The organism is Streptomyces sp. NPDC093260, from assembly GCF_040683715.1.
Lineage (GTDB): Bacteria > Actinomycetota > Actinomycetes > Streptomycetales > Streptomycetaceae > Streptomyces > Streptomyces sennicomposti.
Genome location: NZ_JBFBEK010000018.1, coordinates 118,537 through 144,262, shown reverse-complemented (window position 1 = coordinate 144,262; position 25,726 = coordinate 118,537). Strand labels below are relative to the sequence as shown.

Annotated in this window: 22 protein-coding genes, 1 tRNA gene and 1 pseudogene; 11 read left to right on the top strand and 13 right to left on the bottom strand. The window is 74.7% G+C overall.

The window, feature by feature from the left end; genetic code table 11:
• The 3 genes from AB0N63_RS23220 to AB0N63_RS23210 all read left to right on the top strand — a co-directional run bounded on the left by AB0N63_RS23220 (position 1) and on the right by AB0N63_RS23210 (position 4,602).
• The gene (locus AB0N63_RS23220) at positions 1-1,413 is read left to right on the top strand and encodes a protein phosphatase 2C domain-containing protein (protein ID WP_365531017.1); all 1,413 of its coding nucleotides are present in this window, start codon (positions 1-3) and stop codon (positions 1,411-1,413) included.
• A 148-nt stretch (positions 1,414-1,561) separates the two neighbouring features.
• Positions 1,562-2,908 (top strand): VWA domain-containing protein, encoded by a 1,347-nt coding sequence (locus tag AB0N63_RS23215; protein WP_365531015.1) that lies wholly within the window; start codon positions 1,562-1,564, stop codon positions 2,906-2,908.
• 104 nt (positions 2,909-3,012) lie between these two features.
• The gene (locus AB0N63_RS23210) at positions 3,013-4,602 is read left to right on the top strand and encodes an FHA domain-containing protein (protein WP_365531013.1); all 1,590 of its coding nucleotides are present in this window, start codon (positions 3,013-3,015) and stop codon (positions 4,600-4,602) included.
• Positions 4,603-4,695: 93 nt separating this feature from the next.
• On the opposite strand, the gene AB0N63_RS23205 is transcribed toward AB0N63_RS23210, so the two are convergent.
• Entirely contained in the window at positions 4,696-5,742 is a 1,047-nt protein-coding gene (locus tag AB0N63_RS23205) for a methyltransferase domain-containing protein (RefSeq protein ID WP_365531012.1), read from the bottom strand.
• A 212-nt stretch (positions 5,743-5,954) separates the two neighbouring features.
• Here AB0N63_RS23205 and AB0N63_RS23200 point away from each other — a divergent pair, with 212 nt between their 5' ends.
• Entirely contained in the window at positions 5,955-6,359 is a 405-nt protein-coding gene (locus AB0N63_RS23200; protein WP_365531010.1) for a globin, read from the top strand.
• A 277-nt stretch (positions 6,360-6,636) separates the two neighbouring features.
• On the opposite strand, the gene AB0N63_RS23195 is transcribed toward AB0N63_RS23200, so the two are convergent.
• From AB0N63_RS23195 to AB0N63_RS23165, 7 genes are all read right to left on the bottom strand, one after another.
• A complete protein-coding gene (locus tag AB0N63_RS23195) occupies positions 6,637-7,338 on the bottom strand; it encodes a hypothetical protein (RefSeq protein ID WP_365531008.1) in 702 nt (233 codons plus the stop codon).
• Entirely contained in the window at positions 7,335-7,751 is a 417-nt protein-coding gene (locus AB0N63_RS23190; RefSeq protein WP_365531006.1) for a thioesterase family protein, read from the bottom strand. Before AB0N63_RS23190 ends, AB0N63_RS23195 begins: the two co-directional genes overlap by 4 nt.
• Positions 7,752-7,759: 8 nt before the next feature.
• Entirely contained in the window at positions 7,760-9,424 is a 1,665-nt protein-coding gene (ettA, locus tag AB0N63_RS23185; RefSeq protein ID WP_365531005.1) for an energy-dependent translational throttle protein EttA, read from the bottom strand.
• Between the two features lie 523 nt (positions 9,425-9,947).
• Positions 9,948-11,378: a Cys-Gln thioester bond-forming surface protein gene (locus AB0N63_RS23180; RefSeq protein ID WP_365531003.1), complete on the bottom strand. Its 1,431-nt coding sequence runs from the start codon at positions 11,376-11,378 to the stop codon at positions 9,948-9,950.
• Between the two features lie 176 nt (positions 11,379-11,554).
• Complete coding sequence (locus AB0N63_RS23175; RefSeq protein WP_365531001.1) at positions 11,555-12,052, bottom strand: single-stranded DNA-binding protein; 498 nt, start codon at positions 12,050-12,052, stop codon at positions 11,555-11,557.
• Positions 12,053-12,331: 279 nt separating this feature from the next.
• Complete coding sequence (locus AB0N63_RS23170) at positions 12,332-14,440, bottom strand: GTPase (RefSeq protein ID WP_365531000.1); 2,109 nt, start codon at positions 14,438-14,440, stop codon at positions 12,332-12,334.
• A gap of 837 nt (positions 14,441-15,277) precedes the next feature.
• Positions 15,278-16,882, bottom strand: a complete 1,605-nt coding sequence (locus AB0N63_RS23165; protein ID WP_365530999.1) for a dynamin family protein — start codon at positions 16,880-16,882, stop codon at positions 15,278-15,280.
• Positions 16,883-17,202: 320 nt separating this feature from the next.
• Between AB0N63_RS23165 and AB0N63_RS23160 the strand changes: the two genes are divergently transcribed.
• The 3 genes and pseudogenes from AB0N63_RS23160 (at position 17,203) to AB0N63_RS23150 (ending at position 18,293) form a co-directional block, all read left to right on the top strand.
• Positions 17,203-17,275, top strand: a tRNA-Arg gene (locus AB0N63_RS23160).
• 171 nt (positions 17,276-17,446) lie between these two features.
• A pseudogene (locus AB0N63_RS23155) lies at positions 17,447-18,063 on the top strand (exonuclease domain-containing protein); the annotation flags it as partial.
• A 71-nt stretch (positions 18,064-18,134) separates the two neighbouring features.
• Positions 18,135-18,293, top strand: coding sequence for a TerD family protein (locus AB0N63_RS23150; protein ID WP_365530998.1), 159 nt, complete (start codon positions 18,135-18,137; stop codon positions 18,291-18,293).
• A 163-nt stretch (positions 18,294-18,456) separates the two neighbouring features.
• On the opposite strand, the gene AB0N63_RS23145 is transcribed toward AB0N63_RS23150, so the two are convergent.
• Together AB0N63_RS23145 and AB0N63_RS23140 are read right to left on the bottom strand one after the other, a co-directional pair.
• The gene (locus tag AB0N63_RS23145; RefSeq protein ID WP_365530997.1) at positions 18,457-18,699 is read right to left on the bottom strand and encodes a hypothetical protein; all 243 of its coding nucleotides are present in this window, start codon (positions 18,697-18,699) and stop codon (positions 18,457-18,459) included.
• A 151-nt stretch (positions 18,700-18,850) separates the two neighbouring features.
• Positions 18,851-19,117 (bottom strand): hypothetical protein, encoded by a 267-nt coding sequence (locus tag AB0N63_RS23140; RefSeq protein ID WP_365530995.1) that lies wholly within the window; start codon positions 19,115-19,117, stop codon positions 18,851-18,853.
• 370 nt (positions 19,118-19,487) lie between these two features.
• Between AB0N63_RS23140 and AB0N63_RS23135 the strand changes: the two genes are divergently transcribed.
• Positions 19,488-19,727 carry a chaplin gene (locus AB0N63_RS23135; RefSeq protein WP_365530993.1) on the top strand — a complete coding sequence of 80 codons (240 nt, stop codon included), beginning with the start codon at positions 19,488-19,490 and terminating at the stop codon, positions 19,725-19,727.
• 160 nt (positions 19,728-19,887) lie between these two features.
• On the opposite strand, the gene AB0N63_RS23130 is transcribed toward AB0N63_RS23135, so the two are convergent.
• The 3 genes from AB0N63_RS23130 to AB0N63_RS23120 form a co-directional block, all read right to left on the bottom strand.
• A complete protein-coding gene (locus AB0N63_RS23130) occupies positions 19,888-20,124 on the bottom strand; it encodes a hypothetical protein (protein ID WP_365530991.1) in 237 nt (78 codons plus the stop codon).
• A 120-nt stretch (positions 20,125-20,244) separates the two neighbouring features.
• Positions 20,245-20,556 carry a hypothetical protein gene (locus AB0N63_RS23125; RefSeq protein ID WP_009188672.1) on the bottom strand — a complete coding sequence of 104 codons (312 nt, stop codon included), beginning with the start codon at positions 20,554-20,556 and terminating at the stop codon, positions 20,245-20,247.
• 288 nt (positions 20,557-20,844) lie between these two features.
• The gene (locus AB0N63_RS23120) at positions 20,845-21,516 is read right to left on the bottom strand and encodes a hypothetical protein (protein WP_365530989.1); all 672 of its coding nucleotides are present in this window, start codon (positions 21,514-21,516) and stop codon (positions 20,845-20,847) included.
• Between the two features lie 375 nt (positions 21,517-21,891).
• On the opposite strand from AB0N63_RS23120, the gene AB0N63_RS23115 reads away from it, so the two are divergent.
• The 3 genes from AB0N63_RS23115 (at position 21,892) to AB0N63_RS23105 (ending at position 25,723) form a co-directional block, all read left to right on the top strand.
• Positions 21,892-22,986, top strand: a complete 1,095-nt coding sequence (locus tag AB0N63_RS23115) for a DUF3344 domain-containing protein (RefSeq protein ID WP_365530987.1) — start codon at positions 21,892-21,894, stop codon at positions 22,984-22,986.
• A 68-nt stretch (positions 22,987-23,054) separates the two neighbouring features.
• Positions 23,055-24,293 (top strand): glycosyltransferase, encoded by a 1,239-nt coding sequence (locus tag AB0N63_RS23110; protein WP_365531067.1) that lies wholly within the window; start codon positions 23,055-23,057, stop codon positions 24,291-24,293.
• Entirely contained in the window at positions 24,290-25,723 is a 1,434-nt protein-coding gene (locus tag AB0N63_RS23105) for an exopolysaccharide biosynthesis polyprenyl glycosylphosphotransferase (protein ID WP_365530985.1), read from the top strand. Before AB0N63_RS23110 ends, AB0N63_RS23105 begins: the two co-directional genes overlap by 4 nt.
• Positions 25,724-25,726: the final 3 nt, after the last annotated feature.

The following is a 25,726-nucleotide window of genomic DNA, read 5'->3' as shown; positions in this document are numbered from 1 at the left end:
ATGTCGCAGATGCCCCAGCAGGCCGCCCTGTCGAACTGCCCCAGCTGCGCGGAGCCGCTGGAGTCGGACGACCGGTTCTGCGGCGCCTGCGGATACGACCTGTCCACGGTCGCCGTGCCGTCGCCCGACACGCCGACGCTGACGATGGGCCACGGCGCGGTGCCGAACCCGGCCGCGCCCGCCGAAGGCGGTGCGCCGGTCGCCGGCGCCGCCGGTCCCGGCACGCCGGGCGACGCCTGGCAGCGGGGCCGGCAGCGGCCGCACGCCGAGCCGCCGTCGCCTCCGCACGCCCAGCCGCAGCCGGCCCCTGAAGTCCCGTACAGCCAGTCCCGGTCCGCGGACCCGCACCCGGCCGCGCCCGGCGCGGGCGTACGGTTCGACCGGCCGACGGAGCCCGAGGAGTACCCGTTGCAGGCTCCCGACCCGGCCCAGGCGCCCGACCCGCGGCAGACCCCGCAGACCGCCGCCCCCGGCGCCGACGTGAGCGCCGGCCAGGCCGCCGCGGTGTGCGTGGCGTGCCGCGCCGGCCGCGTCGACAGCGACGGCTACTGCGAGAACTGCGGGCACGCCCAGCCGCGCGAACGCGACCACATGGAGCAGGAGTCGGGCCCGGTGGCCGCGATCAGCGACCGCGGGCTGCGCCACCACCGCAACGAGGACGCGTTCGGCCTCGGCCGCACGGCGCTGCCCGACGGCACGGCCGCCTCGGTCGCGATCGTCTGCGACGGCGTGTCCTCCGCGACCCGCCCCGACGAGGCCTCGCTGGCTGCCTCCCGGACGGCGAGCGAGTTCCTGCTGGCCGCCCTCGCCCGGGGCACGCACCCGCAGCAGGCCATGCACGAGGCGATCGTCGCCGCCGCGCAGGCCGTCGACGCGCTGGCCGACGAACCCGCGGGCGCCCGCGAGCACTCCCCGCACCAGAACGCGCCGGCCTGCACCCTGGTCGGCGCCGTGGTCACGGGCGAGCTGCTGGTCGTCGGCTGGGTCGGCGACAGCCGCGCCTACTGGGTGCCGGTGGACCGGGCCGCCCCGGCCGCCCGGCTCACCGAGGACGACTCGTGGGCCGCGCAGATGGTCGCCGCGGGCCTGATGAGCGAGGCGGAGGCGTACGCCGACGAACGCGCCCACGCGATCACCGGCTGGCTCGGCGCGGACGCCTACGAACTGGAACCGCACACCGCCTCGTTCAAGCCGGACCGGCCGGGCGTGGTCGTGGTGTGCACGGACGGGCTGTGGAACTACGCCGAGTCGGCCGAGGAGATGGCCCAGGTGCTGCCCCTGGACGCCGGGACGCGTCCGCTGCACAGTGCCAGGGTGCTGGTCGGCCACGCCCTGGACGGCGGGGGCCACGACAACGTAACAGTGGCGCTCGTGCCGTTCCCGCTCCCCTCGCAGGGGGCAGGATCGGCCTGAGGGACGCGGCCGCCGGCCGGTGACGGGAGTCCGGCCGGGGGGCCGCCGCCCGCACCACGGGGAAGCTCCGACGGCCGGAGGGGACCGGTCCGTTCACAGTCGTCAGCCCCGCTCCCGGCGGGGTGTCCGGAGGGGGATCTGGGAAGCCATGGCCAATTTCGCGAAATCCAGCGCGCCGCGGTTCTCGATGGACGTGTACCAGAACGAGTTCCTGCCGGAGGGCGGCCGCGAGGTCAACGCCATCGTCACGGTGACGGCGACCGGCGGCGGCACCATCGGCAGCGCGGTCGGCGCGCCGCACCTGTACGCACCCGGGCAGGGGCCGTCCGCGGCGGTGGCGATCATGGTCGACTGCTCGGGCTCGATGGACTACCCGCCCGCCAAGATGCGCAACGCCCGCGAGGCGACGGCCGCCGCGATCGACACCCTGCGCGACGGCGTGCGCTTCGCGGTGATCGGCGGCACCCACGTGGCCACGGAGGTCTATCCGGGCGGCGGCCGGGTCGCGGTCGCCGACGCCACCACCCGCGACCAGGCCAAGCAGGCGCTGCGCCGGCTGAGCGCGGGCGGCGGCACGGCCATCGGCACCTGGCTGCGGCTGGCCGGCCGGCTGCTGTCGTCGGCGGAGGTCGGCATCAGGCACGGCATCCTGCTCACCGACGGCCGCAACGAGCACGAGTCGCCCGAGGAGCTGCAGCGGGCACTGCGGGAGTGCGCCGGCCGGTTCACCTGTGACGCGCGGGGCGTGGGCACCGACTGGGAAGTGAAAGAAGTCACAGGGATCGCCTCGGCGCTGCTCGGCACCGCGGACATCGTCGCCGACCCGGCCGCGCTGGCCGCCGACTTCACGCACATGATGGAGACGGCGATGGGCAAGGAGGTCGCCGACGTCGCCCTGCGGGTGTGGACGCCGGTCGGCACCACCATCAAGTTCGTCAAGCAGGTCGCCCCGACGGTCGAGGAGTTGACCGACCGACGTACCGAGGCGGGGCCGCGCGCCGGGGACTACCCCACCGGTTCCTGGGGCGACGAGTCCCGCGACTACCACCTGTGCGTCGAGGTCCCGGCCGCGAACGTGGGGCGCGAGATGCTGGCGGCCCGGGTGTCGCTGGTGGTGCCGCAATCGGACGGTTCGGTGCAGAACCTCGGCGCGCAGGGGCTCGTGCGGGCCGTGTGGACCGACGACGTGGTGGCCTCCACCGCGATCAGCCCGCAGGTCGCCCACTACACCGGGCAGGCCGAACTGGCCCAGGTCATCCAGCAGGGCATCGATCTTCGCAAAGCGGGAGATATCGACGGAGCGACCGCCAAACTGGGTCGTGCGGTGCAGCTCGCGAGTGCCTCGGGGAACGCCGATACTGCGAAACTGCTTGCGAAGGTGGTGGACGTGGTCGACGCGGCGACAGGTACTGTGCGACTGAAGGCGAAGGTCGCGGAGGCCGACGAGATGACGCTCGAGACCCGGTCCACAAAGACTGTTCGTGTAAAGAAGTGACATAGGAAGCGACGCGGGCGACCGCGTCGGACAGCGAGCCCGGCCCCTCGGGGTGGGAGAAATCCGGTCGCAGCGACCGGAACAGGAGAGGGGGAAGCGCCGACATGCCGACCTGCCCGAACGGACACCAGTCGGGTTCCGACGACTGGTGCGAGGTCTGCGGTCACCGCATGGCCGGTGCCGTACCGCCTCCGCCCCCGCCGCCGCCCGCCGGCGGCTACGGCTTCCCGCCCGCGCCCGCTCCGGGCGGACCCGGTGGCCCCGGTCAGCCCGGCGGCTTCGGCGGTCCCGGCCAGTCCGGCGGCCGTCCGCACCCGGGGGCGTCCGGCGGCGCCCAGCCCGAGCTGTGCCCGCAGTGCCGTACGCCCCGCGAGGGCGGTGCGCCGTTCTGCGAGGAGTGCCGCTGGAACTTCCTGACCAACACGGCCACCTCGTACACCCCGGCCGCACCCCGCCCGCAGGGCCCCGGTTCCGGTGGTCCGGGCGGCCCGGGCGGCCCGGGCGGCCCGGGCGGTCCTTCCGGTCCGGGTCCGCGGTTCCCGCAGGCGCCAGGTCAGTCCTTCGGCGGCGGTGACTCCTTTGACTACCAGGGCTCCCGGCCGTCCCAGGTCAACCGGCCCGCAGAGCCGATCCCGCCGTTCGGCGACCCCCAGGGCCGCCCCGGCGGCGGTCCCGGCGGCCGCGGCCCCTTCGGCGGTCCGCCGCCCGGCCCCTCGGGCTTCGGCGACCCGTCGCGCCCGGTCCCGCCCCCGCCCGGTCCCCCGCCGCACGGCGGCCCGAACGGTCCCGGCGGACAAGGCGGTCCTGGCGGCTTCGGCGGTCCCGGTGGTCAGGGCGGTCCGAACAACCCCGGCGGCTTCGGCGGCCAGGGCGGTCCCGGTGGTCCGAACAACCCCGGCGGCTTCGGCGGCCAGGGCGGTCCCGGTGGTCCGAACAACCCCGGCGGCTTCGGCGGCCCCGGCGGTCAGGGCGGCCCCGGCGGGCCCAACGGTCCGGGTGGCCCCGGCGGTTTCGGCGGCCCCGGCGGGCCGAAGGGGCCCGGTGCGCCCCAGGCGTTCCACCAGCCCGGTCCGCCCCCCGCGCCCCCGTTCGGGCAGGACGCCAACCGGCCGCAGCAGGGCGGCCCGTCCTTCGGCGGCGGTGACGACGACTGGGTGATCTCCCCGCCGTCGTCCGCGGGCCCCGGCGGTCAGGGCGGCCCCGGCGCTCAGGGCGGCTACGGCTACCCGCAGCCCGGCGGCACGCAGGCCCCGGCCGGTCCCGCGTTCGGGCAGCAGCCCCAGCAGCCGGCGACGTGGACGGCGACGATCGGCCCCGACCGCGAGTACTTCATGGCGATGATGCACCGCTCGGGTCCCGAGGCCGCGGGACTGAACCTGCCCGCGTACTCGCCCGAGCAGCAGCGCACGCTCAGCGGCAACCAGGTCACCATCGGCCGCCGCCGGCACTCCACCGGCGACACCCCCGACATCGACCTGTCGGTGCCGCCGGAGGACCCGGGCGTCTCGCACCAGCACGCGGTGCTGGTCCAGCAGCCCGACGGCACCTGGGCGGTGGTCGACCAGAACTCGACCAACGGCACGACGGTCAACGGCTCCGAGGAGCCCATCCAGCCCTTCGTGCCGGTGCCGCTCCAGGACGGCGACCGGGTGCACGTCGGCGCATGGACGACGATCACGATCCGGCGCGGCTGAGCACGACCGCGGACACGCGGACCGATACGGCCGCCGACACGTCGGCGGTACCGGTCCGCGGAAACGCGGGTCAGGACGCCCTGGGTCGGCCGGTCAGTCCGGCAGGGGCCAGGCGTTCGGCCCCTCCGGGTCGTCCAGCCACGCCCACGCGCGCTCGCCGCGCACGGTGATGCCGTAGCGCTCGCGCTCGGGGCGTCCCGCCCGCCGCCACAGGCCGTACGCCTCGCGCGGGTCCGTCCGGCCGCGGGTCAGGGCGAGCAGGAAGCGGAACAGCTCGTCCTCGCGGGCGTGCGCGGGCAGTCCGGCCAGGCTCGGCGGCTGCGCCTCGGCCTCGCCGCCGCCGCGCAGCGGCACGAAGTAGGCGGGGGTGTCCAGGAACCGGCCCTCCGCGTGAGCGGCGTCCCGTACGGTCAGGACGGCCAGGCCGGTGGCGATCGGCAGCAGGATGCGGGCTCCCGGGACGCTTTGCGCGAGCCAGGCGCGCGGCACGGCGGGCAGCGCGCAGGTGGCGATGATCCGGTCGAATGGGGCGCGTTCCGGGACGCCCCGCGCGCCGTCGCCGGTCACGACGACGGGCCGGTACCCGGCCGCCGCGAGGTGGGTGCGCGCCGCCTCGGTGATCTCGGGCTCCAGATCGACGCTGGTGACGAGGTCGTCGTCGCCGAGCCGGCGGGCCAGCAGGGCGGCGTTGTAGCCGGTGCCGGCGCCGATCTCCAGGACCCGGTCGCCGTCCGTCACCCGCAGCTCGGCCAGCATGCGGGCCATCAGCGAGGGCTGGCTGCTGGAGGAGACCAGTTCCCCGTCGCGCAGCCGGGTGGCCAGCGGGGCGTCCTGGTAGGCGCCGCGCAGCCAGCGCTCGCGCGCCACCGGGTCCGGGCTCTCGCCCCAGCGCCGTTCGTAGCCGCCGGCGACGGCGACGTAGTAGTACGGCACGAAGAAGTGCCGCGGCACCGCCGCGAACACCTCCCGCCACACGGGGTCGGCCGCCCACGCCCCGCTCGCGTCGATCTCCCGCACCAGCGCGGCCCGCGCCCGCCGGGCGAGAGCGGCCGGGTCCGGGGCGCGGGTACCTGTCCCGCCCGGGTCCGTCCCGTCGCTCCGGTCGTCCCGGTCGTCCTCGCTGTCGGCATGCGCGCCCATGGCTCCACTGTGCGGCGCGACCGGCCGCGAGGCGAGCACCGAAACGGCCACGGCCCCGCGCACCCCTCGACCGTGGGCGGGTCGTAGGCCGGAAGTCCTCCGTCCGCCGTCTGAGACCATGGACGGGTACTGCAATCCCCGGGGGACGGCCCCGGGCCCCCCGGCCGAGCGGCCCCGGGGCGGACCGGCACGACATTGTGAGGCAACCAGACGTGACCGAGATGCGGCGCGGCACGCTTCCGGAGCAGACGTTCTACGAGCAGGTCGGCGGGGAGGAGACGTTCCGCCGGCTCGTCCACCGCTTCTACGAGGGCGTCGCCGGCGATCCCGAGCTGCGCGCCATGTACCCGGAGGAGGACCTCGGCCCGGCCGAGGAGCGGCTGAGGCTGTTCCTGATCCAGTACTGGGGCGGCCCGACGACGTACAGCCAGGAGCGCGGCCACCCGCGGCTGCGGATGCGGCACGTGCCGTTCAGGGTGGACCGCGCGGCGCACGACGCCTGGCTGCGCCACATGCGTGCGGCCGTCGACGAGCTGGCCCTGCCCGAGGAGCAGGAGCGGACGCTGTGGAACTACCTGACGTACGCGGCGGCCTCGATGATCAACACCCCGGACTGAACCGGGGGACCTGGAGGCCGCGCTCCCCGGGGCCGCCGCCCGGCGCCTCGGCCTGGAGCCCGGCTCACCCTCGCCGAGCGCCTCGGCGGCCCGGAGCTCACCGTGCGGATCACCGGCCTGTACCGGCCCGCCCACGCCGAAGCGCCGTACTGACGGCTGGACGACGGCGACCGCGGTGCCCCTCGCCGACGACCCGGCCGTGCTGCTCGCCGACGAGCCGACCGGGACCCGGCGGGCTCCAGCGGACGAGGACGTCCGGCGGTCCGGCCCGGCGGTTTCAGCGGACGCTGACGTCCAGGGTGCCCAGGCCCGAGCGGCGTACGGCGATGGAGCCATACGGCGTGCGCAGCCGCAGCCAGGCGCCGGAGGAGAACAGCGCGAGCCCCTCCTCGTCGCCCGCCGCGGCACCGGCCGCCGGGGGCCGGGAGCGCAGGAAGCCGAGGGACTGCGCGGCGTGCACGGCCCGTACCGGCAGACGGGTGCGGCCGACCGTGCGGGACCAGATCTCCCGCCCGATCGCGTCCAGCTCGGCGCGGGTGTGCCGCTCGGGCGGCAGCTCCTGGGTGCGGGAGCGGAACTCGGCGACGGCGGCGGACAGCACCGAGCGCAGCGCGTGCGCCGGGGGCAGCCCCGGCTCGGCGCGCCAGCCGCCGCGCGGGGGAAGCACACCCGTCCAGGGCGGCCCGGTCACCGCGGCCGGGACGGCGGCCGTGGCCGCCGCCTCGTCCACGGACTCCAGCAGGTCACCGGCCGAGACGGTCACATCGAGGGTGACGTCGAGACCGTCCTCGTAGGGCTTGGCGAGGCGCACCGCCCGCACGGCCAGCACCTCGAACGACGCCGGCCGCCCGAACACGGCGAGCGCGGTGCCCGCCGCCTGGAGGCGGACGGCGGCGGCCCGGTCGTAGTGGAGCAGCCGGGAGAGGAAGGCGGCGAGGTCCGCCGCTTCCGTGTCGTCGGCGAGATGGAGGACCGTCATGCGGCGACGGCCTCCTCCTCGTCCTCGTCGTCCAGGTACTCCTGGAGGAACTCGCGCTCCTCCGCGGTGATCCGGCGCGGGCGCTGCGCCTCGAAGTCGAAGGGCACGATGACGGTGGAGGCCCGTACGTAGACCGTGTCACCGTCCTTGACCTCGTAGCCGAGGGTGAAGGAGGCCGCCTTGATCTCCGTCACCCACAGCTCGATGTCCACCGGGGCGTGCCGGTGGACCAGCTGACGCTTGTAGTCGATCTCGTGACGCGCCACGACCGACCCCTGCTTGAACTCTTTGTCCGGGCGGAACAGGAAGTCGATACGGGCCTCCTCCAGATAGCGGAGGAACACCACGTTGTTGACGTGGCCGTACGCGTCCATGTCCGCCCAGCGCAGCGGGCAGCGGTAAGTGTGGCGCATCTGCTGGATCAGCCCCGGGTCAGCTTCTTGTAGGTGGCGCGGTGCGGACGGGCGGCGTCCGGGCCGAGCCGCTCGATCTTGTTCTTCTCGTACGACTCGAAGTTGCCCTCGAACCAGAACCACTTCGAGTCACCCTCGTAGGCGAGGATGTGCGTCGCCACCCGGTCGAGGAACCACCGGTCGTGGGAGACGACGACGGCGCAGCCGGGGAACTCCAGCAGCGCGTTCTCCAGGCTGCTGAGGGTCTCGACGTCGAGGTCGTTGGTGGGCTCGTCGAGGAGCAGCAGGTTGCCGCCCTGCTTGAGGGTGAGCGCGAGGTTGAGGCGGTTGCGCTCGCCACCGGAGAGGATGCCGGCCGGCTTCTGCTGGTCGGGGCCCTTGAAACCGAACGCGGAGACGTAGGCGCGGCTCGGCATCTCGACCTGGCCGACGTTGATGTAGTCGAGACCGTCGGAGACGACCTCCCACAGCGTCTTCTTGGGGTCGATGTTGGAGCGGCCCTGGTCGACGTAGGAGATCTTGACGGTCTCGCCGACCTTGATCTCGCCGCTGTCCGGGGTCTCCAGGCCCTGGATCATCTTGAACAGGGTGGTCTTGCCGGCGCCGTTGGGGCCGATGACGCCGACGATGCCGTTGCGCGGCAGGGTGAAGGACAGGCCGTCGACGAGCACCTTCTCGCCGAAGCCCTTGTGCAGGTCCTTGACCTCGACGACGACGTTGCCCAGGCGCGGGCCCGGCGGGATCTGGATCTCCTCGAAGTCCAGCTTCCGCATCTTGTCGGCCTCGGCGGCCATCTCCTCGTACCGGGCGAGACGGGCCTTGGACTTGGCCTGACGGCCCTTGGCGTTGGACCGCACCCAGTCCAGCTCTTCCTTGAGCCGCTTCTGGCGCTTGGCGTCCTTCTGGCCCTCGACCTTGAGGCGGGCGGCCTTGGTCTCCAGGTACTTGGAGTAGTTGCCCTCGTAGCCGTGCAGGCGGCCGCGGTCGACCTCGCAGATCCAGCCGGCGACGTTGTCCAGGAAGTACCGGTCGTGGGTGACGGCCACGACGGTGCCCTCGTACTTGGCGAGGTGCTGCTCCAGCCAGTTCACCGACTCGGCGTCGAGGTGGTTGGTGGGCTCGTCCAGGAGCAGCAGGTCGGGCTGCTCCAGCAGCAGCTTGCACAGCGCGACGCGGCGTCGCTCACCGCCGGAGAGGGTGGTGACGGGCCAGTCGCCGGGCGGGCAGCCCAGGGCGTCCATGGCCTGCTCCAGCTGGGCGTCGAGGTCCCAGGCGTTGGCGTGGTCCAGCTCCTCCTGGAGCTTGCCCATCTCCTCCAGCAGCGCGTCCGAGTAGTCGGTCGCCATCTGCTCGGCGATCTCGTTGAACCGGTCGAGCTTGCCCTTGATCTCGGCGACGCCCTCCTGGACGTTCTCCAGGACCGTCTTCTCCTCGTTGAGCGGGGGCTCCTGGAGGAGGATGCCGACGGTGTAGCCGGGCGAGAGGAACGCGTCGCCGTTGGAGGGCTGCTCGAGCCCCGCCATGATCTTGAGCACGGTCGACTTGCCGGCACCGTTCGGACCGACGACGCCGATCTTGGCACCCGGCAGGAAGTTCAGGGTGACGTCGTCGAGGATCACCTTGTCGCCGTGCGCTTTGCGCGCCTTGCGCATGGTGTAAATGAACTCAGCCAAGAGAAACCGTCCGGCAACTTGAAATCTGGCAGTGGGCAGATACACCCCATCTTGCCGTACGGCCGCCCCAAGGCGGAAACCAGTGAGGGCGGGGGCTGTGAGCGGGGGCCTTCGGGGTGAGCGGATGTCCGGCTCCCGAGACCTCACCCGGGGTGGCGCCCGCTCGGGCCCCGGTCAGGGGAGGATCTCGCAATGTTCGGACTGATGGTCCGCTTCACCTGCGAGGATGCCGTGGCGGCGGTTGCATCCGACGCGCTCGTGGCGCGGACCGGTGAGCAGGTCCGTGCGCATGAGCCCGGAACGGTGATCCACGCCGTGCGCCGTGTGGGCGGCCGCCCCGGAGCGCGTGTTCTACGAGCTCTACCGGGACGAGGACGCCCTCGCAGGAACACGAGGCGAAGGACACGTGCGTCGTTTCCTCGCCGAGCGGGAGCAGCACCTCTCCGGCACCGAGGTCGAACGTCTCGACCTCGTGTCCGGCAAGGGCGTCCCGCTCGGGCGGCGCCTCGGCGGAGCCGTTCGCTCAGGGCTGCGTCGTCTTCTTCTTGCGGATGATGCTCAGGACCGTCGCGCCCAGGACCAGGAGGCTGAGGCCGGTGGCGGCTATCAGGGGGGTGCTGTCCGTGCCGCCGGTTTCGGCGAGGTCGGTGCCGGGGGTGGTGCCGCCCGCCGTGGCCGGGGTGGGGGCGCTCATGAGCTGGGTCTTCGTGCCGATCTCGCTGCTCTGGGTGCGGCAGTCCAGGACGCCGGTGAAGCGCTGTGCGTAGCCGCCCGGGCCCGTGATCGTGAAGTCGTAGGCCTGGTCCTCCTGGAGCGGGACCGTGACCGTCCTCGTCGCACCGGCGGGAACGGCGTAGTCGGCGCCCACCAGCGCGAACGTGAACGGCGCGTCGCCCTTGTTGACGGTCCGGACGTCCAGGCCGTCCCTGGCGCAGTTCTTGGCCGCGGACAGTGCCGGTATCGGGCCCTTCCCGGCCCAGGTGGCGTCGGCGGTCGCGGAGACCGTCGACTCGCTGGAGCCGGCCAGGATCTGCGTCTGGCTGCGGCTGTCGGAGGTGAAGGCGCGGCCCACCGGCACGGTCGTGGAGGCCTGGACGGTCAGTTCGGCCGTGCCGTCGTCGCCGCCCGACGCGTGCGAGGCGTCGCCACCCGAGCCCTTGGGCAGGCCGAAGTACAGCCGGCTGCCGTTCCTCGCGGACGTGACCGGCTTGCCGTCCTTGTCGACGATCCGCACTCCGGCGGCCGCGTCGGCCGGCGGTATCACCGTCACACCGGCGGCGTCGGTGCGCACCGTCACCGGGCCGAGCCGCTCGCCGGGCCGGCCGGAGACGGCGGGCGGGTCCAGCGCCAGTGACGCCTTCGGTTCGGCCGCGTCGCGGGCGCTGCCCTGGAGGTAGTCCGCGAGCTTCTCGGCCTCCGGGTCGACGGCGTCGACGTGCGCGCCGTCGGAGTAGCGCCAGATGGCCACCTGGGTGCCGGCCGCCGCGTCCTGCTCCGTCAGGTTCCTCACGCCCGCCTTGGCCGCCAGTGCCGCCAGGTCGTTCACCTGTGGATAGGAGTGCTGGAGGATCCAGCGGATCTTCCCGGCGTGCTTGTTGGCGCCGAGCGACGTGCCGCTCCAGGGCGTCTCCTGGTACCGGGCGTCCCGCTGGGTGGGGGTGCGCAGGTCGACGCAGTACGTCTGGAGCGTGCCGCCGCCGTCCACGGACATCTCGAACAGCCCCGCGGACACCTGATGGTCACCGCCCTCGTCATGGACGACCGCGGCGCCGTACGTCTTGAGGCCGCCCATGGTCGCGGTGGCGCCGCTCTGGCTCTGCGCCCGCACGTCGGCGGCGGCCGGGTCGGCGCCGGCCAGCACACCGGCGGCGGCGAGTCCGGACGTCAGGACCGCGGCGGCCAGGCGGGCCGCCCCGCTCCCGCGCGCGGACGGCGCGGAGTACGCAGCACACACAGAATTCCCCTTCGAGCAGGACCCGTTGACGTGGGGGCCGGTCCCACCAGCAGAATCTTCGAGCTCAGAAAGCCACCTCGGCATCCTAAAGATCTCCCGCACCACGGTTTACTGTCAGATCGTCAGACTGCTGATCCGAATCGGAATCGTTATCCCGTCCTGACGGGCTGTCGTCGTCACGTCACAGCGACGGGCTCACGCTCCTGTTCGTGAGCCGGCTCCGCGGCCGGCGTCTCCCACTGCGGCTCGGGCCGCTCGGACGCGCCGTCCGGTTCCTGCGTGGTCGGACCCGCGGGCGCCGCCGTGCCCGGCTCCTGCCGGACGGTGCGGCGGAAGGCCGCGGTCCCGCGCGACAGGTCGTGGCCGATGGCCACGGCGTCGATGTCCGCCCAGGTGCGGGAGTTGCCCTCGCGGCCCTCCGAGCGCACCTTCAGCCGGCCCTGCACCACCACGGGGTCGCCCACGCTCAGCGAGGCCACGGCGTTCGCGGCGAGCTGGCGGTTGGCCCACACCGTGAAGAAGTTGGTGTGGCCGTCCTTCCAGGCGTTCTTCTCCCGGTCCCAGTAGCGCGCGGTGACCGCCAGCCGGAACCGCGCCGACGCGCCGGCCTCCGGGTCCCGGTACATCGGCCGGGTCGCCACGTTGCCCACCGCGCAGATCATCGTCTCGTTCATCTCAAAGCCCCTCCCTCGCCCGGCCGTCCGGTCCGGGCGGGCATGCGTACGGGCCCGCCCCGTACGGCTGCGTCTTCCGCGCCGGCCGCGTCCGTCGCGATCGCCGCGGGACCAGACTGCCTCCGCCGGGCCGGGCCCGCTGAGCCCTGTGGACCACCGCCTGCCTGTGGAGAACTCCGTCACCCGCAAGGGTGATCTCCCTCGTCCGGGCCGGGAGCCGGCCCCCTCACCACGCCCCGCGCGGCGAGCCCGGCCCCCTCAGCCGCACGCCGCAGCCCCTCACCGGGCCCCGGACCCCGCCCCCGTGACCCGGGCGTACTGCTCCCGCACCTCCCGGTACCGCAGCAGCTCCGCCGCCACCGGGTCCAGCACCCTGGCCCGCCCGCACCCGGCGGCCGCCTCCCGCAATCGGCGCTCGGCCTCCTGTCCGTACCGCCGCGCGGGACCGCGGGCCGCGATACGGCAGCTCCACTCCACGATCGGGCCGCCGACGATGCCGGCGATCATCAGCAGCACGGGCACCCACAGGTTCGGCGCCATCGCCCCGGCGATCTGGCCCACCAGCCACAGACCGCCGACGACCTGGAGGATCGTCATCGACGCCTGGGCCAGGACCGCGGCCGGCCACCAGCCGGGACGCGGCGGGCGGCCCGGGGGCAGCCCGGCCCGCGCCGCCAGCTCGTCCAGCGCCTCGGGCAGCCCCTGCGCCCCGCGCACCGCGGCCTCGCGGATCGCCTGGGCCCACGGCGCGGGCAGCCCCGCCGACGCCCGCTCGGCCACCGTGCGCACCGCCTGTTCGACGCGCTGCCGCGCGGTCGCCTCCTCGTCCGGTTGCGTCCGCACCGGGATACGGCCCGTGGGAGGTTCGCGCCGGTCCTGGTACCACCGCCACAGCCGCAGCCACGGCGTCCCGCAGGCCCGGCCCGCGTTGCGCAGCCAGGCGCGTTCGGCCGCCTCGCCCGCCGCGATCGCGCCCACCGCGTCCGCGAGCCGCGCAGCGAACTCCTCACGCGCCTCCTCGCTCAGGCCGACCCGCCGCCGGGTGGCGTAGACGGGCCGCAGCCGGTCCGCCGCCGCGTCCACGTCGGCCGAGATCCGCCGGCCCGCGGCCCCGCGCTCGGACACGAACTGTCCGAGCGCCTCGCGCAGTTCGGGCACGCCGTCGCCGGTGAGCGCGGACAGCGCGAGCACGGTCGCGCCCGGCTCGCCGTGCTCCCCGAGGGCGATGCCGTCCTCGTCCAGCAGGCGCCGCAGATCGTCCAGGACCTGGTCGGCGGCCTCGCCGGGCAGCCGGTCCACCTGGTTGAGGACGACGAACGTGACCTCCGCGTGGCCCGACAGCGGACGCAGATAGCGCTCGTGGAGGACGGCGTCGGCGTACTTCTCCGGATCGACGACCCAGATCACCGCGTCCACCAGCCCGAGGATGCGGTCCACGTGCTCGCGGTGCTGCACGACGGCCGAGTCGTGGTCGGGCAGGTCCACCAGGACCAGGCCCCGCAACTGCGGGTCCGCGTCCGGTCCCTGGAGCGGCCGCCTGCGCAGCCGGCCCGGGATGCCGAGCCGGTCGATCAGACTGGCCGCGCCGTCGCTCCAGCTGCACGCGATGGGCGCCGCGGTGGTCGGACGGCGTACGCCGGTCTCCGAGATGGCCACCCCGGCCAGGGCGTTGAACAGCTGCGACTTGCCGCTGCCGGTCGCGCCCGCGATGGCGATGACGGTGTGCTGCCCGGACAGCCGGCGCCGCGCCGCCGCCTCGTCCAGGACGCGGCCCGCCTCGGCGAGGGTGCGGTTGTCCAGCCGGGTGCGGGAGAGGCCGACCAGTTCGCGCAGCGCGTCCAGGCGGGAGCGCAGCGGGCCGTCGTACGCGAGGGGCGGCGCGGGCATCGACCTGCTGACGCGGGGCTCCACCGGTACCAGGTCGGTGGCGCCGGACTCGGTGACGCGCCGGGCGATCAACCCGTCGTCCCAGACCCCGTCCGGTTCCGTACGGCCGTGGGCGTCGTCGTCGTGCGCACGCGCGTGCCCGTCGTCGTCACCGTCGCCCGCGCGCGCGTGGCGGTCCTCGTCCTGTACGCGCGCGTACTGCTCGTGCTGCCGTGCGCGTGACTGCTGCTCGTCGTCGCGTGCGCGGGCGGGGTGCCGTCCGTCGTCGTGGGCGCGGGCGTGCTGGTCGCCGTCCCGCGTGGGTGCGGGTCCGGAGCCGTCGCGCACGCCTGCACGGGGGCCGTCCCCGCGTACGCGCGCGTGCTGCTCGTCGTCCCGTACGCGCGCGTGCTGCTCGACGTCGCGCACGCGTGCATGGCGGTCCTCGTAGCGGACGGAGACACGGCCGGGACCGGTCCTGTCCCTCCGGTCGCCCGCCCCGGCGGCGTCCTGCGCGGCCACGGCGGCCCCGCGGGCACGACCCGCCCCGCCGTTCCCCGAGCCGCCCGGACCCGCCGCTCCGCCGCCCGAACTCCGCGACACGCCGGGACCCCGGACGCCCCGGACGCCGTCCGGTCCGCCGACGCCTCCCAAGCCGCTGGAACCCGATCGGCCGGACCCACCCGAGCCCGCCGACCCGCCCGCACCAGCCGAGCCGGCCGACCTCGCGGCTCTTCCGTACCCTCCGGACCCGGCGGGCCGCGCGGCCCCGGCGGAGGGCAGGAACTCCACCGTCCGGCCGCCTCCGTCCGCGCTCCCCCGCCGCGCGCCGCCCTGGCCGCGCGCCGTGCCGCTCTGGGCGTCTCCCCCGGCCCCAGGGACACGCTCCGTACCGCCCTGCCCCCGCGCGGAGCCCGCCGTGTCACGCTCGTGGCCGGCCGTTCCCCGCTCGGGGCCCACCGTGCCCGGCTCGGCCGCCGCCCGCGCCGTCCGGGTGAACCCGGCCCCCGTACGGGTGGACTCCGAGCCGGGCCGCACGCGCCCCGCACCGGACGGCGCACGCTCCGACTGCACGTCCACGCCGCCGCGCCGCGACTCCGCGCCGACGCGCCGCTGCTCCGTGCCATCCCGCCCAGTCCGCGCACCGGCCGGGGCCGGCCCCGTGCCGGACGCGGCCGGCTCCGGTCCCGACAGTGGGACGCGCTCCACGTCGTCCCCGCCGTCCGGCCGCCCCTGCCGTTCCCCGTCCTGCCGCTCCCGGCCCTGCTCCTCCACGGCCTCCGCGTCCTCCGCCCGGGCGGAGGGTCCCGTCCCGGGGGTGTGTTCCGTTTGGTCCTGATCAGTGACGGCGGTCACCGGTCACCTCTCCTTCAGCAGTACGGACAGCGCGGCGATCAGTTCGGCCTGGGGCTCCGGCTGGACTTCCAGGGCGTCGAGCGGGGCCAGCCGGCGCTCCCGCTCCACGTGCATCACCCGGTCCAGGTAGTCGGCGAGCAGCCGCCCGGCGCGGTCGCGGAGCCGCAGCGCGCCGTGCGCGCCGATCCGCTCGGCGAGCCCCTCGCCGGCGGACCGTCCCCGGCGCCCGCCCAGCAGCCCGGTGGCGGCCAGCGCGGCGACGACCTCGGGGTCCGGCGCGACGCTGCGGTCCAGTTCGCGGACCTCGTCCTCGGCGTACTCCTCCAGCTCGCGCCGCCAGCGCCGGACGGCGAGGCCGATGCGGTGCTCGGAGCTCTCCACCGAGGGGGCTCGGTCGGCCAGTCCCGGGGCGGCGGCGGCCGGTTCGCGCCGCCAGGCATCGTCGACGCGTTCGTCGGCGGCGGTGACGGCGCACAGCACCAGCGCGCCGAGGCTCTCCACGAGCGCGTCGAGCAGTTCCCCGGCGGTGCAGTCCAGGGGGAAGGCCCGCCAGCGTTTCAGGGCGTCCCCGGCGAGCACGGCGCCGGCCTGGAGGCGGCCCCGCACCCGCGCGTACTCGCCGTCGTAGGCGCTGTCGACGGCCGAGGTGAGCCGCAGCGCGGCCGAGTACTGCGCGGCGGCGGCGCTGGCCAGTTCGGGCATGCGCGCCTTGAGCGAGTCCAGCAGGCCGTGGGCGGTGCGGGCCGTGGTGTGCTGCCGGGCGGCGGGGTCCTGCGCCTGGTGGGCGAGCCAGGCCCGCAACGGGGCCACGGCGGTGGCGGGCAGCAGTCCGCCGCCCCAGGCGGACTCGGGCAGTTCGGGCACCGTGAAGCGCGGGACGTCACCGAGTCCCGCCTTGGTGAGCAGCGCCCCGTACTGCCGGGAGACCTCGGAGACGACCTGGTGCGGCACCCGGTCCAGCACCGTCACGAGCGTGGCGTCGTAGTCCTTGGCGGTGCGCAGCAGGTGCCAGGGGACGGCGTCGGCGTACCGGGCGGCGGTGGTGACCATCACCCAGATGTCGGCGGCGCACAGCAACTCGGCGGCCAGGACACGGTTGTCGGCGACCAGCGAGTCCACGTCGGGGGCGTCCAGCAGGGCGAGCCCGGGGGGCAGCGTGTCGACGGTCTCGATGCGCAGCACGCGCGGGGCGTCGTCGGGTGCGGGCAGGTCGTCGGCGGGGTCCTGCTGGGGCTCCCACACGCGGGTGAGGCCGGGCAGCACGCGCATGCCGCTGAACCAGTGCTGGTCCTCCGGGTGGCACACCAGCACCGGGTTGCGGGTCGTCGGGCGCAGCACGCCGGCCTCGCTGACGCGCCGTCCGACGAGGGAGTTGACGAGGGTGGACTTCCCGGCGCCGGTGGAGCCCCCGATGACGGCCAGCAGCGGCGCCTCGGGGTCGCGCAGCCGCGGCACCAGGTAGTCGTCGAGCTGGGCGAGCAGTTCGTCGCGGTTGGCACGCGCGCGTGGCGCCCCCGGGACCGGGAGCGGGAAGCGCGCGGCGGCGACACGGTCGCGCAGGGCGGAGAGTGCGTCGAGCAGCTGAGGCCGTACGTCCAAGGTCACCACATGTGAAGAATGCCCAATTTTGAGGGAATTCTGAAGCATATGAGCATGCTCGCGCGCCGACAGAACAGATGGGGCGGAAGGGATCACTGGGACGCGGACACAGGCCAGGCATAACGAGTGCACAACACCCGGTGCGCGAGGCGTGAAAAGCGATGCACGATTCGTACCTGCCTGCGATTATCGGGAGCGCTTCACCGAACCTCCACACCGAGCCACGGAGGCGAAGCAGCAGGGACATGGACCCGGGAGCCCTATCCTTGTCCCCGGCGACGTCACGGATCAGCCCGCACCGGGCGCCACGACCGCGACGATCACACCAGGCCCCCGTAGCTCAGTGGATAGAGCAGGCGCCTTCTAAGCGCTTGGCCGCAGGTTCGAGTCCTGCCGGGGGCGCGCACGGCGCCGGACCCTCCTCCGGGAGGGTCTTTTCGCTGTTCAGAGGGTTGCCCGAGGGCCGGGGCGGCGCCTCCCCGCAGGACAGCGGCGGAATACCTGCGTTCGGGTTGACGGAGTGATCGTGTCCGGATCGTCCCTGCCGTCGCGCCTCTCGCCGCCGCGCTCGGCGTGTCACGCCTGCCCGACTCCGCGTACGACTGGGCCCTGGTCGATGCCCAGACGTCCGGCCTGATCGCCCGGCGTGACCGGATCCCGTCCATCGCGGTGCCGGCCCTCGGGCCGGACGGGAGCCGGACCGGCGAGTACTCCACCCTGGTGAACCCGGGCTGCGAATCCCGGCCCCGTGCAATCCACGCCCTGACCGCCGAGCGGCTGCGGGGCGCCCCGAGCTTCGAACAGGCCGCCGGGCGGATCGGCGCGTTCCGCCAGGACCGCTGGTGGCGCACAACGCGCAGTTCGACCACGACTTCCTTGCCCGTGAATTCGCCCGCGCCCGGCTCCGCCTCCCCGTGAGCCATCGTCTGTGCACCCTGGCCCCGAACCGGTGCGTGGAGCCGCTCGCCGCCGATCTCAGCCTGGCGTCGCCGGCCGCTCACCACGGCGTGCCGCAGGCCCGTGCCCAGGACGCGCTGGACGACACGCGCGTCCTCGCCGACAGCTTCCGGTCCTCCCTCTCCGAAGCCGCACGGCTGGACGTCCCGCTGCCGCTGGCGCCCTGTCCGCCCCGGCAGGATCCGCGGTTCGCGCCGAAGCCGCCGAAGTCCCCGTGCGCCCGCCGGAACCCGACGGCGCCGCCGCCTTCGGGGACGTCGGGGCCGTTCAGCTCACCCTCGCGCCGTGCGTCGACGCTCCGACCGTGACGCAGGCCACGCTGGACGCCGCCACCAGCGAACGCACCCTGCTCCTCGCCGAGGTCTACCGCCGGGGCCCGCGCTGGGGCTTGCGTGCCGTCGGCCAGGGCCACGACCACGGCCGGAAGACCCTCGTCCGCCGATACGGCGCCGACGTGGAGTGAGTCCCGCCGGGCACTCGGACGCGGGGCCGCGGGAGGGGCCGGCACGTCCGCGCACACGGCGACGGCCGGGACCCTGGGGGTCCCGGCCGTTCTCGCTGCGCGGACAGGCCTGAGCGACGGATGCCGACGTGAACAAGGGCGCCTCGGCCGCCCCGGCCGGGCGTCAGGAGCTCTTGCGCTTGATGATGATGGTGCTGCTGCAGTCGACGTGGCCGCCACCCGAGCAGTGCTGCGACTGCACACAGCGAATGGCGTTGTTGCCGTCGTCGACACACCTGCCGGAGACGCCGCCGTCGTTGGAGGCGTCGTCGTGGGCGAAGGCCTGGCCGGCGCCGAACCCGAACAGGGCGAAGCCGCCCAGGATTCCGGCCGCAGCGGTCGCCGCGAGCTTCTTCGTAGTGAGCATCTACCTTGTTTCCTTATACGGTCGACCAGCCGCCGGCGGCGGCCGAGTCGCTCCGAACGACAGGACCGGCCGACGGGCCGGCCCGGCTCGGGGCCCGGACCAGGGGTCCGAGCCCCGAGGCCTGCTGCCTAGATCACGTGGTGAGTGATCGTCAGCCGAAGCTGAGGGTGGAGGGGCAGGTGACCGAGGTCGCCTTGCCGACCGGGTTGCCGACGCCGAGGACGTTGGCGGCGATGCCCAGGTCCTGGATGTTGACGAGACCCTGCTGGGTGTCAACCTGGCCGGTGCAGGTCTGGCTCTGCTTGCTGTCCACCTTCAGACCCTCGTCGCCGCCGTGGGCCTGGGCCGCACCGGCACCGATGAAACCGACGCTGCCGAGCATGGCCACGACGACAGCGGCCTTCTGGAACTTGCGCATTACCTCTCCTTTTTCATGTCACTACAGCCCGTCATGGGCTGATCACTGACGGTCGTCAGCGTAGAGCAGGTTTCGTAGGTTTTGACAATCGAAACGCCCATACGCGCAACTTTCCCGAAAAATCCGCTTCGTGACGCCGTCACAAACGGAGTGCGCCGGCGTGGCGGACGACAAAGGGGTCCTCCGAGGGTCTCCGTCGGCCTTCGGGGTCCCGGACAGGAACCGTCATCCACCCGGCGAAGTAACCCTTCCCCTGCAAAAGGGGTGATCTGGGGATGTTTGCCGTGACCGGTTCGCGGTTGCGGCGTTGAAGGGGCAGTGCGGTCGCGCGTCCTGCTGCCGCACTCCCCGAATCAGCAAGGAGAAAGTGATGTCTCGCATCGCGAAGGCCGCCACCATCGCCCTCGGCACGGGCGCCGTGGTGCTCGGCGGGGCCGGTCTCGCCGCGGCGAACTCGGGCGCGGAGGGCGCTGCGGCGCACTCGCCCGGCGTCGCGTCCGGCAACGTGGTCCAGGTCCCGGTTCACGTGCCCGTCAACGTGTGCGGCAACACCGTCAACGTGGTCGGCGCCCTCAACCCGGCGATCGGCAACGTCTGCACGAACGACTAGCCGCGAGCCGTGCGGCTGTGACGACCGACGTGCAATGACGGACGGTCGGTCGGCAGTTCCGAACGCCCGGCCGGGGATATCCCGGCCGGGCGTTCCCCGTGCAGGGCCGCTGTCGCGGCCCTCGGCGGTGTGCGCGGCGGTGCTTGGCACGGCGGCGTCCTCACGCGCGTACGCCGTGCTCGTTCTCCGGGTCCGCCCGGGGCGGCTTCGGGTTCCCCGGGTTCACCGTGTCGCCCGGCGGGCCCGGGGCCATGTCGTGCGGTCCTCCGCCGGGGCCGAGTCCGGCCACGGCGGAGCCGGCGAGGGCCGCCACCGGGACCAGGGCGGCGAGCACGCGGACGAGCAGGGTGCGAGTCGTCTTGCGCCGGGTGCCGGTCCGTGTTCCGGCGTTGCCCATGTCTGACTCCTCGTCCGGTGCGGTGCACGTCGTGCGGTGCTCGTGCGGAAGGGACGGCCCCCGGACCATGCCGGGGCCGTCCCTTCCGACGACGTGCGACGTTCGGCGTGTCGCCGTGCCCTACAGCGCCAGGTCGCCGTGCATCGGCTTGGCGTCCTGGAGGGCGGTCGTCGCGTCCTTGGTCGTGTGGTGCAGCGGGCGGGCGTCGTTCAGCGAGTTGGCGGCCTCGCGGGCCGTCTCGACGAGCGAGCCGCTGGTCCCGGTGTGGATCACGTCCGACTGGTGGTCCAGCGGGGCCACCTCGACGGGAAGCTTGGAGTTCAGGTGGCCGCTGAAGCCCGCGGACGCCACGTCGGCGGCGAACGCGGGCCCGCCGACACTGGCGGCGATCAGGGACCCGGCAACGATGGCGGCAGCCTTCAGGGACTTCATCGTGTTCCTTTCTTCGGCAACGCAGGTCGCCGGAGGGGGAGTCTTTCGCCCTGCCTAACGAGCCCGGGCCGGGCCGGAAACCGGAGGCGCCGAAGATTGCGAGTCCTCATATGAGATCTATGGATGACCGGTCGCCGGGGGAGCCGCGCGAGAACGGCGGCGAGAACGCCCACGAGGACGCGCACTCCCCGCCACCGCGTACGGCGAAGGCCGTGGCGCCGACCCGGAGGCCGGCGCCACGGCCGGAAGGAGACGCGCCGTACGGCGATATGGGTCCGCGTATGCCGCTCACGAGGCCGGCGACAGGAGCGACGACGGCAGCGAGATCGCAGGCAGCGTGACGGCCGAGGTGACGGGCTCCGACGAGGCGGACGAGGTGGCCGTGGGGGACGGCGTCGCCGAGGAGTCGGCCGGGGTCTCGACGGCGGTCAGCAGGCCGGTGACGAGGCCCGCCACCTGGGTCAGCAGATCGGTGACGACCGCCTGGACGTCGCCGACGCCGCCGGTGACGGCCTGCACGAGGTCGTCGACGGCCTTGTCCAGGGCGGCCAGCGCGTCGCTCACCGGGTCGGCGGCGCGCTGCCCCGCCACCGTGGCGGAGGCGGGCGAGCCGGCGGCCGGGGCGGCGGCCGAACCGGCCGGGGTCCTGCCGACCGCCTCGGCGACGGCGCGCTTGGCGGCCTCGCCGGCCTGCCTGGCCTGAGCGGCCGTCAGCTGGCCCTTGTCGGCCTTGGAGATGGTGTTCAGCAGCTCGGTGACCGGCGTGAGCACGTCCGCGCTGCCGCGGACCTTCCCGGCCTGCGCGCGCAGCGCGTCCGCGGCGGGCTGCCGCAGCTGGGGCGCGACGGGGTGGTCCTCGCGGACCGGGTCGGCGGCCATGGCGGCCGAGCCGGCGATCCCGGTCAGAAGGGCGGCGCACAGGGCTCCGGCGGCGAGGCGCCGTGCGGGCAGGGAACGCATGGGGATTCCTTTCGACGGGCGACTGATCTTGAGCCCACCGTGGGAGCGGCCCCGCGCGCCCGCAACCGATCATGCGCTTTCTGGCTGTCACCCGTTTCCCTCCGCTGCCGCGTCGCCGCTGGTGGGCAGGTGGGTCGCGGTGCGCGGACCGCCCCCGTGCGGGGGACAACCGCCGCCGGACGCCCGCCGATTCGGCCGATGGCGTGATGCACGACGGCGGAAAGTTTCACCATTCCGACACACATGCCCGGATTCACCATGTTTGTCCTGCTGACAACTAGAGTTGCGGCTCTCCCGAGGCAACTCTCCCGGCGGACGCATCGCACGCATGTCGCTGCTGTCACCGCCCCCCGCTTCCGAAAGGCATCGACGGTCATGCCCCAATCCCTGGGCCCGCTGCTGCGCCGTGCCACGGTGGGCGTCCTCGCCCTCACCGCCCTGTGGCTGCCCGGCGGGTCCCCCGCCGCCTCGGCCGCGCCGCCCGCGCCGGAGGCGGGCGGCATCGCGTTCGCCGAGCGGTACCACGCCCTCCAGCACGGCGGCATCGTGCGCGCGGCGAACTCCTCCGTCACCTGCCGCCCGGGCCCCGGCCAGGGCGGTCCCTCGTGCCCGGCCGCACAGGCGGGCGAGCAGGGCGCGAACGGCGACTTCGACACGTCGTACATCGACGTCGACGACGACCCGAACACCTACAACTCCTCCCGCGCCGAGGTCAGGCTGCCGGCCGGCTCCCGCGTGACGTACGCGCGCCTGTACTGGGGCGGCAACCTGCGCGTGGGCGAGCAGAAACCGCCGCAGGACAGCGGACGGGTGCTGGTCGCCGAGCCGGGCGGGTCGTACAAGGAACTGCTCGCCGACACCGTCGTCGGGCACCGGGTCGCGGACGGCGCGGACGCCTTCCAGGCGTCCGCGGACGTGACCGGTCTGGTGCGCGAGAGCGGACCCGGCCCGTACACCGTGGCGCAGGTCAACGTGGCCGGCGGCCGGTCGCAGGCCGGCGCCTGGGGCGGCTGGACGCTGGTGGTGGCGTACGAGAACCCGGCCGAGCCGCTGCGCAGCCTCGCGCTGTGGGACGGCTTCGCGCCGCTCCGGTCCGGCGCGCGGGAGATGCGGCTGGACCACCTCGGCTACCCGGCGGGCGCGGGCGGGCGGGTCGGTCTCGTCGCGTACAACGGCGACCGCGGCACCACCGGCGACTCGCTCACCCTGACGGCCGGTCACGCGGCCCCCGTCGACCTCGCCGGGCCCGGCAACCCGGCCGACGACGTGCTGAACTCCACCATCAGCGAGCCCGGCGACGCCACCGCGCGGGTTCCCGCGTACGGGAACACGCTCGGCTACGACTCCGATGTGTTCGACCTCGCGGGGCTGCTGCGCGACGCCGGCGACCAGGCGACCTTCCGGCTCCGTTCGCAGCGCGACGCGGCATGGGCCGGCGTGCTGTTCGCCGCCGTCGACGCCCGGCGGTGAGCACGCCGCAACCCGCGGCAGCGGGGGGCGCGGCGGACGCGCCGCGCCCGGGCCGCCCGCCACGCGTCCTGCACCTGGCCCAACCGGTGGAGGGCGGGGTCGCGCGCGTCGTGACGGATCTGGTCGAGGCGCAGTTGGCGGACGGTCTGGACGTCGTCGCCGCCTGCCCCGACGGCCCGCTGCCCGAGCGGTTGCGGGCCCTCGGCGCGCCCGTACGGCACTGGTCCGCCACCCGGTCGCCCGGTCCCTCGCTCGCCGGGGAGGTACGGCGGCTGGCGCGGCTGGTCGACGAGGTGCGCCCGGATCTGGTGCACGCGCACAGCGCGAAGGCCGGGCTGGCCGGGCGGCTCGCCGTGCGCGGCCGCGTCCCCACCGTCTTCCAGCCGCACGCCTGGTCGTTCGAGGCGGTCGGCGGCGTCACCGCGGCCCTCGCTCTCCACTGGGAGCGGTGGGGGGCGCGGTGGGCGGCGCGGACGGTGTGCGTCAGCGAGGCCGAGCGCGCCACCGGCGAGCGCGCCGGGATCGCCGGCCGGTGGGCCGTCGTCGCCAACGGCGTCGACACCGCCCGCTTCCGCCCGGCGCCCGCCGCCGCCGTACGGGCCGCTCTCGCGCCGGTGACCGGACTCGGCCCGGCCGCGCCGCTCGCCGTGTGCGTGGGGCGGCTGTGCCGGCAGAAGGGGCAGGACGTCCTGCTGCGGACCTGGGACCACGTCGTGCGCGCGGTCCCGGGCGCCCGGCTGGTGCTGGTCGGCGACGGGCCGGACGGGGAGCGGCTGCGGGCCGGGGCCCCGCCGTCCGTGCTGTTCGCCGGGGCCGTCGCCGACGTACGGCCCTGGTACCAGGCCGCCGATCTGGTGGTCCTGCCGTCCCGCTGGGAGGGGATGGCGCTGGCGCCGCTGGAGGCGATGGCGTGCGGGCGGCCGGTGGTGGTCACCGATGTGGACGGCGCCCGCGAGAGCCTGCCGCCGGAGTGCGCCGACCGCTGCCTGGTGCCGCCGGAGGACCCGGCGGCGCTGGCCCGCGCGGTGACCGGGCTGCTGCTCGACGGGGAGCTGCGCGCCGCGCTCGGCGCCGAGGCCCGGCGGCACGTGCTGGCCGCCCACGACGTACGGCACACCGCCGAGGCGGTCGCGGGCGTCTACCGCGATCTGCTCGGCCCCCGGCCCGCCGGCCCGGGACCGGTCCCGCCGCGGGCGCAGGGCCGCGCCGGACACGGCCGGCCGCTCGGCCCGGCACACGACGCCGGGGCGGTCCGTACGGCGCCGCGTCCCCAGCCCACCGAGCACAGGGAGTCGAACCAACCGTGACCGCCGAACGTACCGATACCGTCCCCTCCCCCGGTGTGCAGCCACGGGACGGCCAGCTCACCCCCGTCTCGGTCGTGCCGCCGCGCGGCGCGGCCACCGCCTTCCCCTTCCCCGCCGTCCGCCGCCCCGCCCTGCCGGGCACCCGGGTGGCGCTGCTCGTCGCGGACGGCGTCGCCGCCCTGCCCGGCGCCCTGGCGCTGGGCGAGGGCCGGCGGCAGCCGCTGCTGGTCGCCCTGCTGGTCGCCGGCTCGCTGCTGCTGCGCCCGCGCGGCGCGTGGCGGCCCGCGCCGGGCCTGCTGGAGGAACTGCCCGCCGTGTGGGGGCGGATCACGGTCGCCTGGCTGGCACTGGCCGCGTTCGCCGCCGCGTACGGGCCCGGGCACGCGCTGCCCCTGCGGACCGTGGTGACCGGTCTGGTGGTGCAGGCGGTGGTGTGCTGCGTGCTGCGCGGCACCGTGCACGGGCGGCGGCGCGCCGCGCTGCTGCGCCACCCGCACCCGGCGCTGATCGTCGGCCCGGTGACGGGCGCGCAGCGCGTGGCCGCCGCCGTGCTGCGCCACCCGCGGTGCGGGGTGCGGCCGGTGGGGATCGTCGCCGGGCAGCCGGAGGGCGCCGAGGTCCTGCCGGTGCTGACCACCGGCGAGGAGGTCAAGCGGGCGGTCATCCAGAACGGGGTGCGCGCGGTGCTGGTCCTCGGGCCCGAGGCGCGCGCCGAGCAGGAGCCGCTGCTGCGGGCGCTGGCCGAGTCGGGCTGCCGGGTGTGGGAGCTGGACGCCGGCTGCCCCTCGTACGCGGCGGGCGAGCGGCTGGCGGGGTTCCCCTGCCGGCTCCTCGACCTGTCCCCGGCGCGCCGCGAGGGCGTGGGCAAGCGGATGCTGGACGTGCTGGTGTCCGGGGCGCTGCTGGCGCTGGTCAGCCCGCTGCTGCTGGTCTGTGCGGTGGTACTGCGGATCAGCGACGGTCCGGGCGTGGTGTTCCGGCAGGAGCGCATCGGCCGCGACGGCCGGCCGTTCACGCTGCTGAAGTTCCGCACCCACCGCCCGGTGGACGAGCGCGAGTCGGCGACCCGGTGGAGCGTGGCGAACGAGCACGAGATGCGCCGCTTCTGCCGGATGCTGCGGCGCACCTCGCTGGACGAGCTGCTCCAGCTGTGGAACGTGCTGCGGGGCGACATGAGCCTGGTCGGACCGCGCCCCGAACGCCCCTACTTCGTCGCCCAGTTCAGCCAGGCCTACCCCGGTTACGCGGCCCGGCACCGGATGCGGGCCGGGCTGACCGGGCTAGCCCAGGTCAACGGGTTGCGCGGCGACACCTCGATCGAGGACCGCAGCCGGTTCGACAACGCCTACATCGACGACTGGTCCCTGTGGCAGGACGTGTGCATCCTGCTGCGCACCGCCGTGGCGCTGGTCCGTCCCACGGGGAGCTGAGCG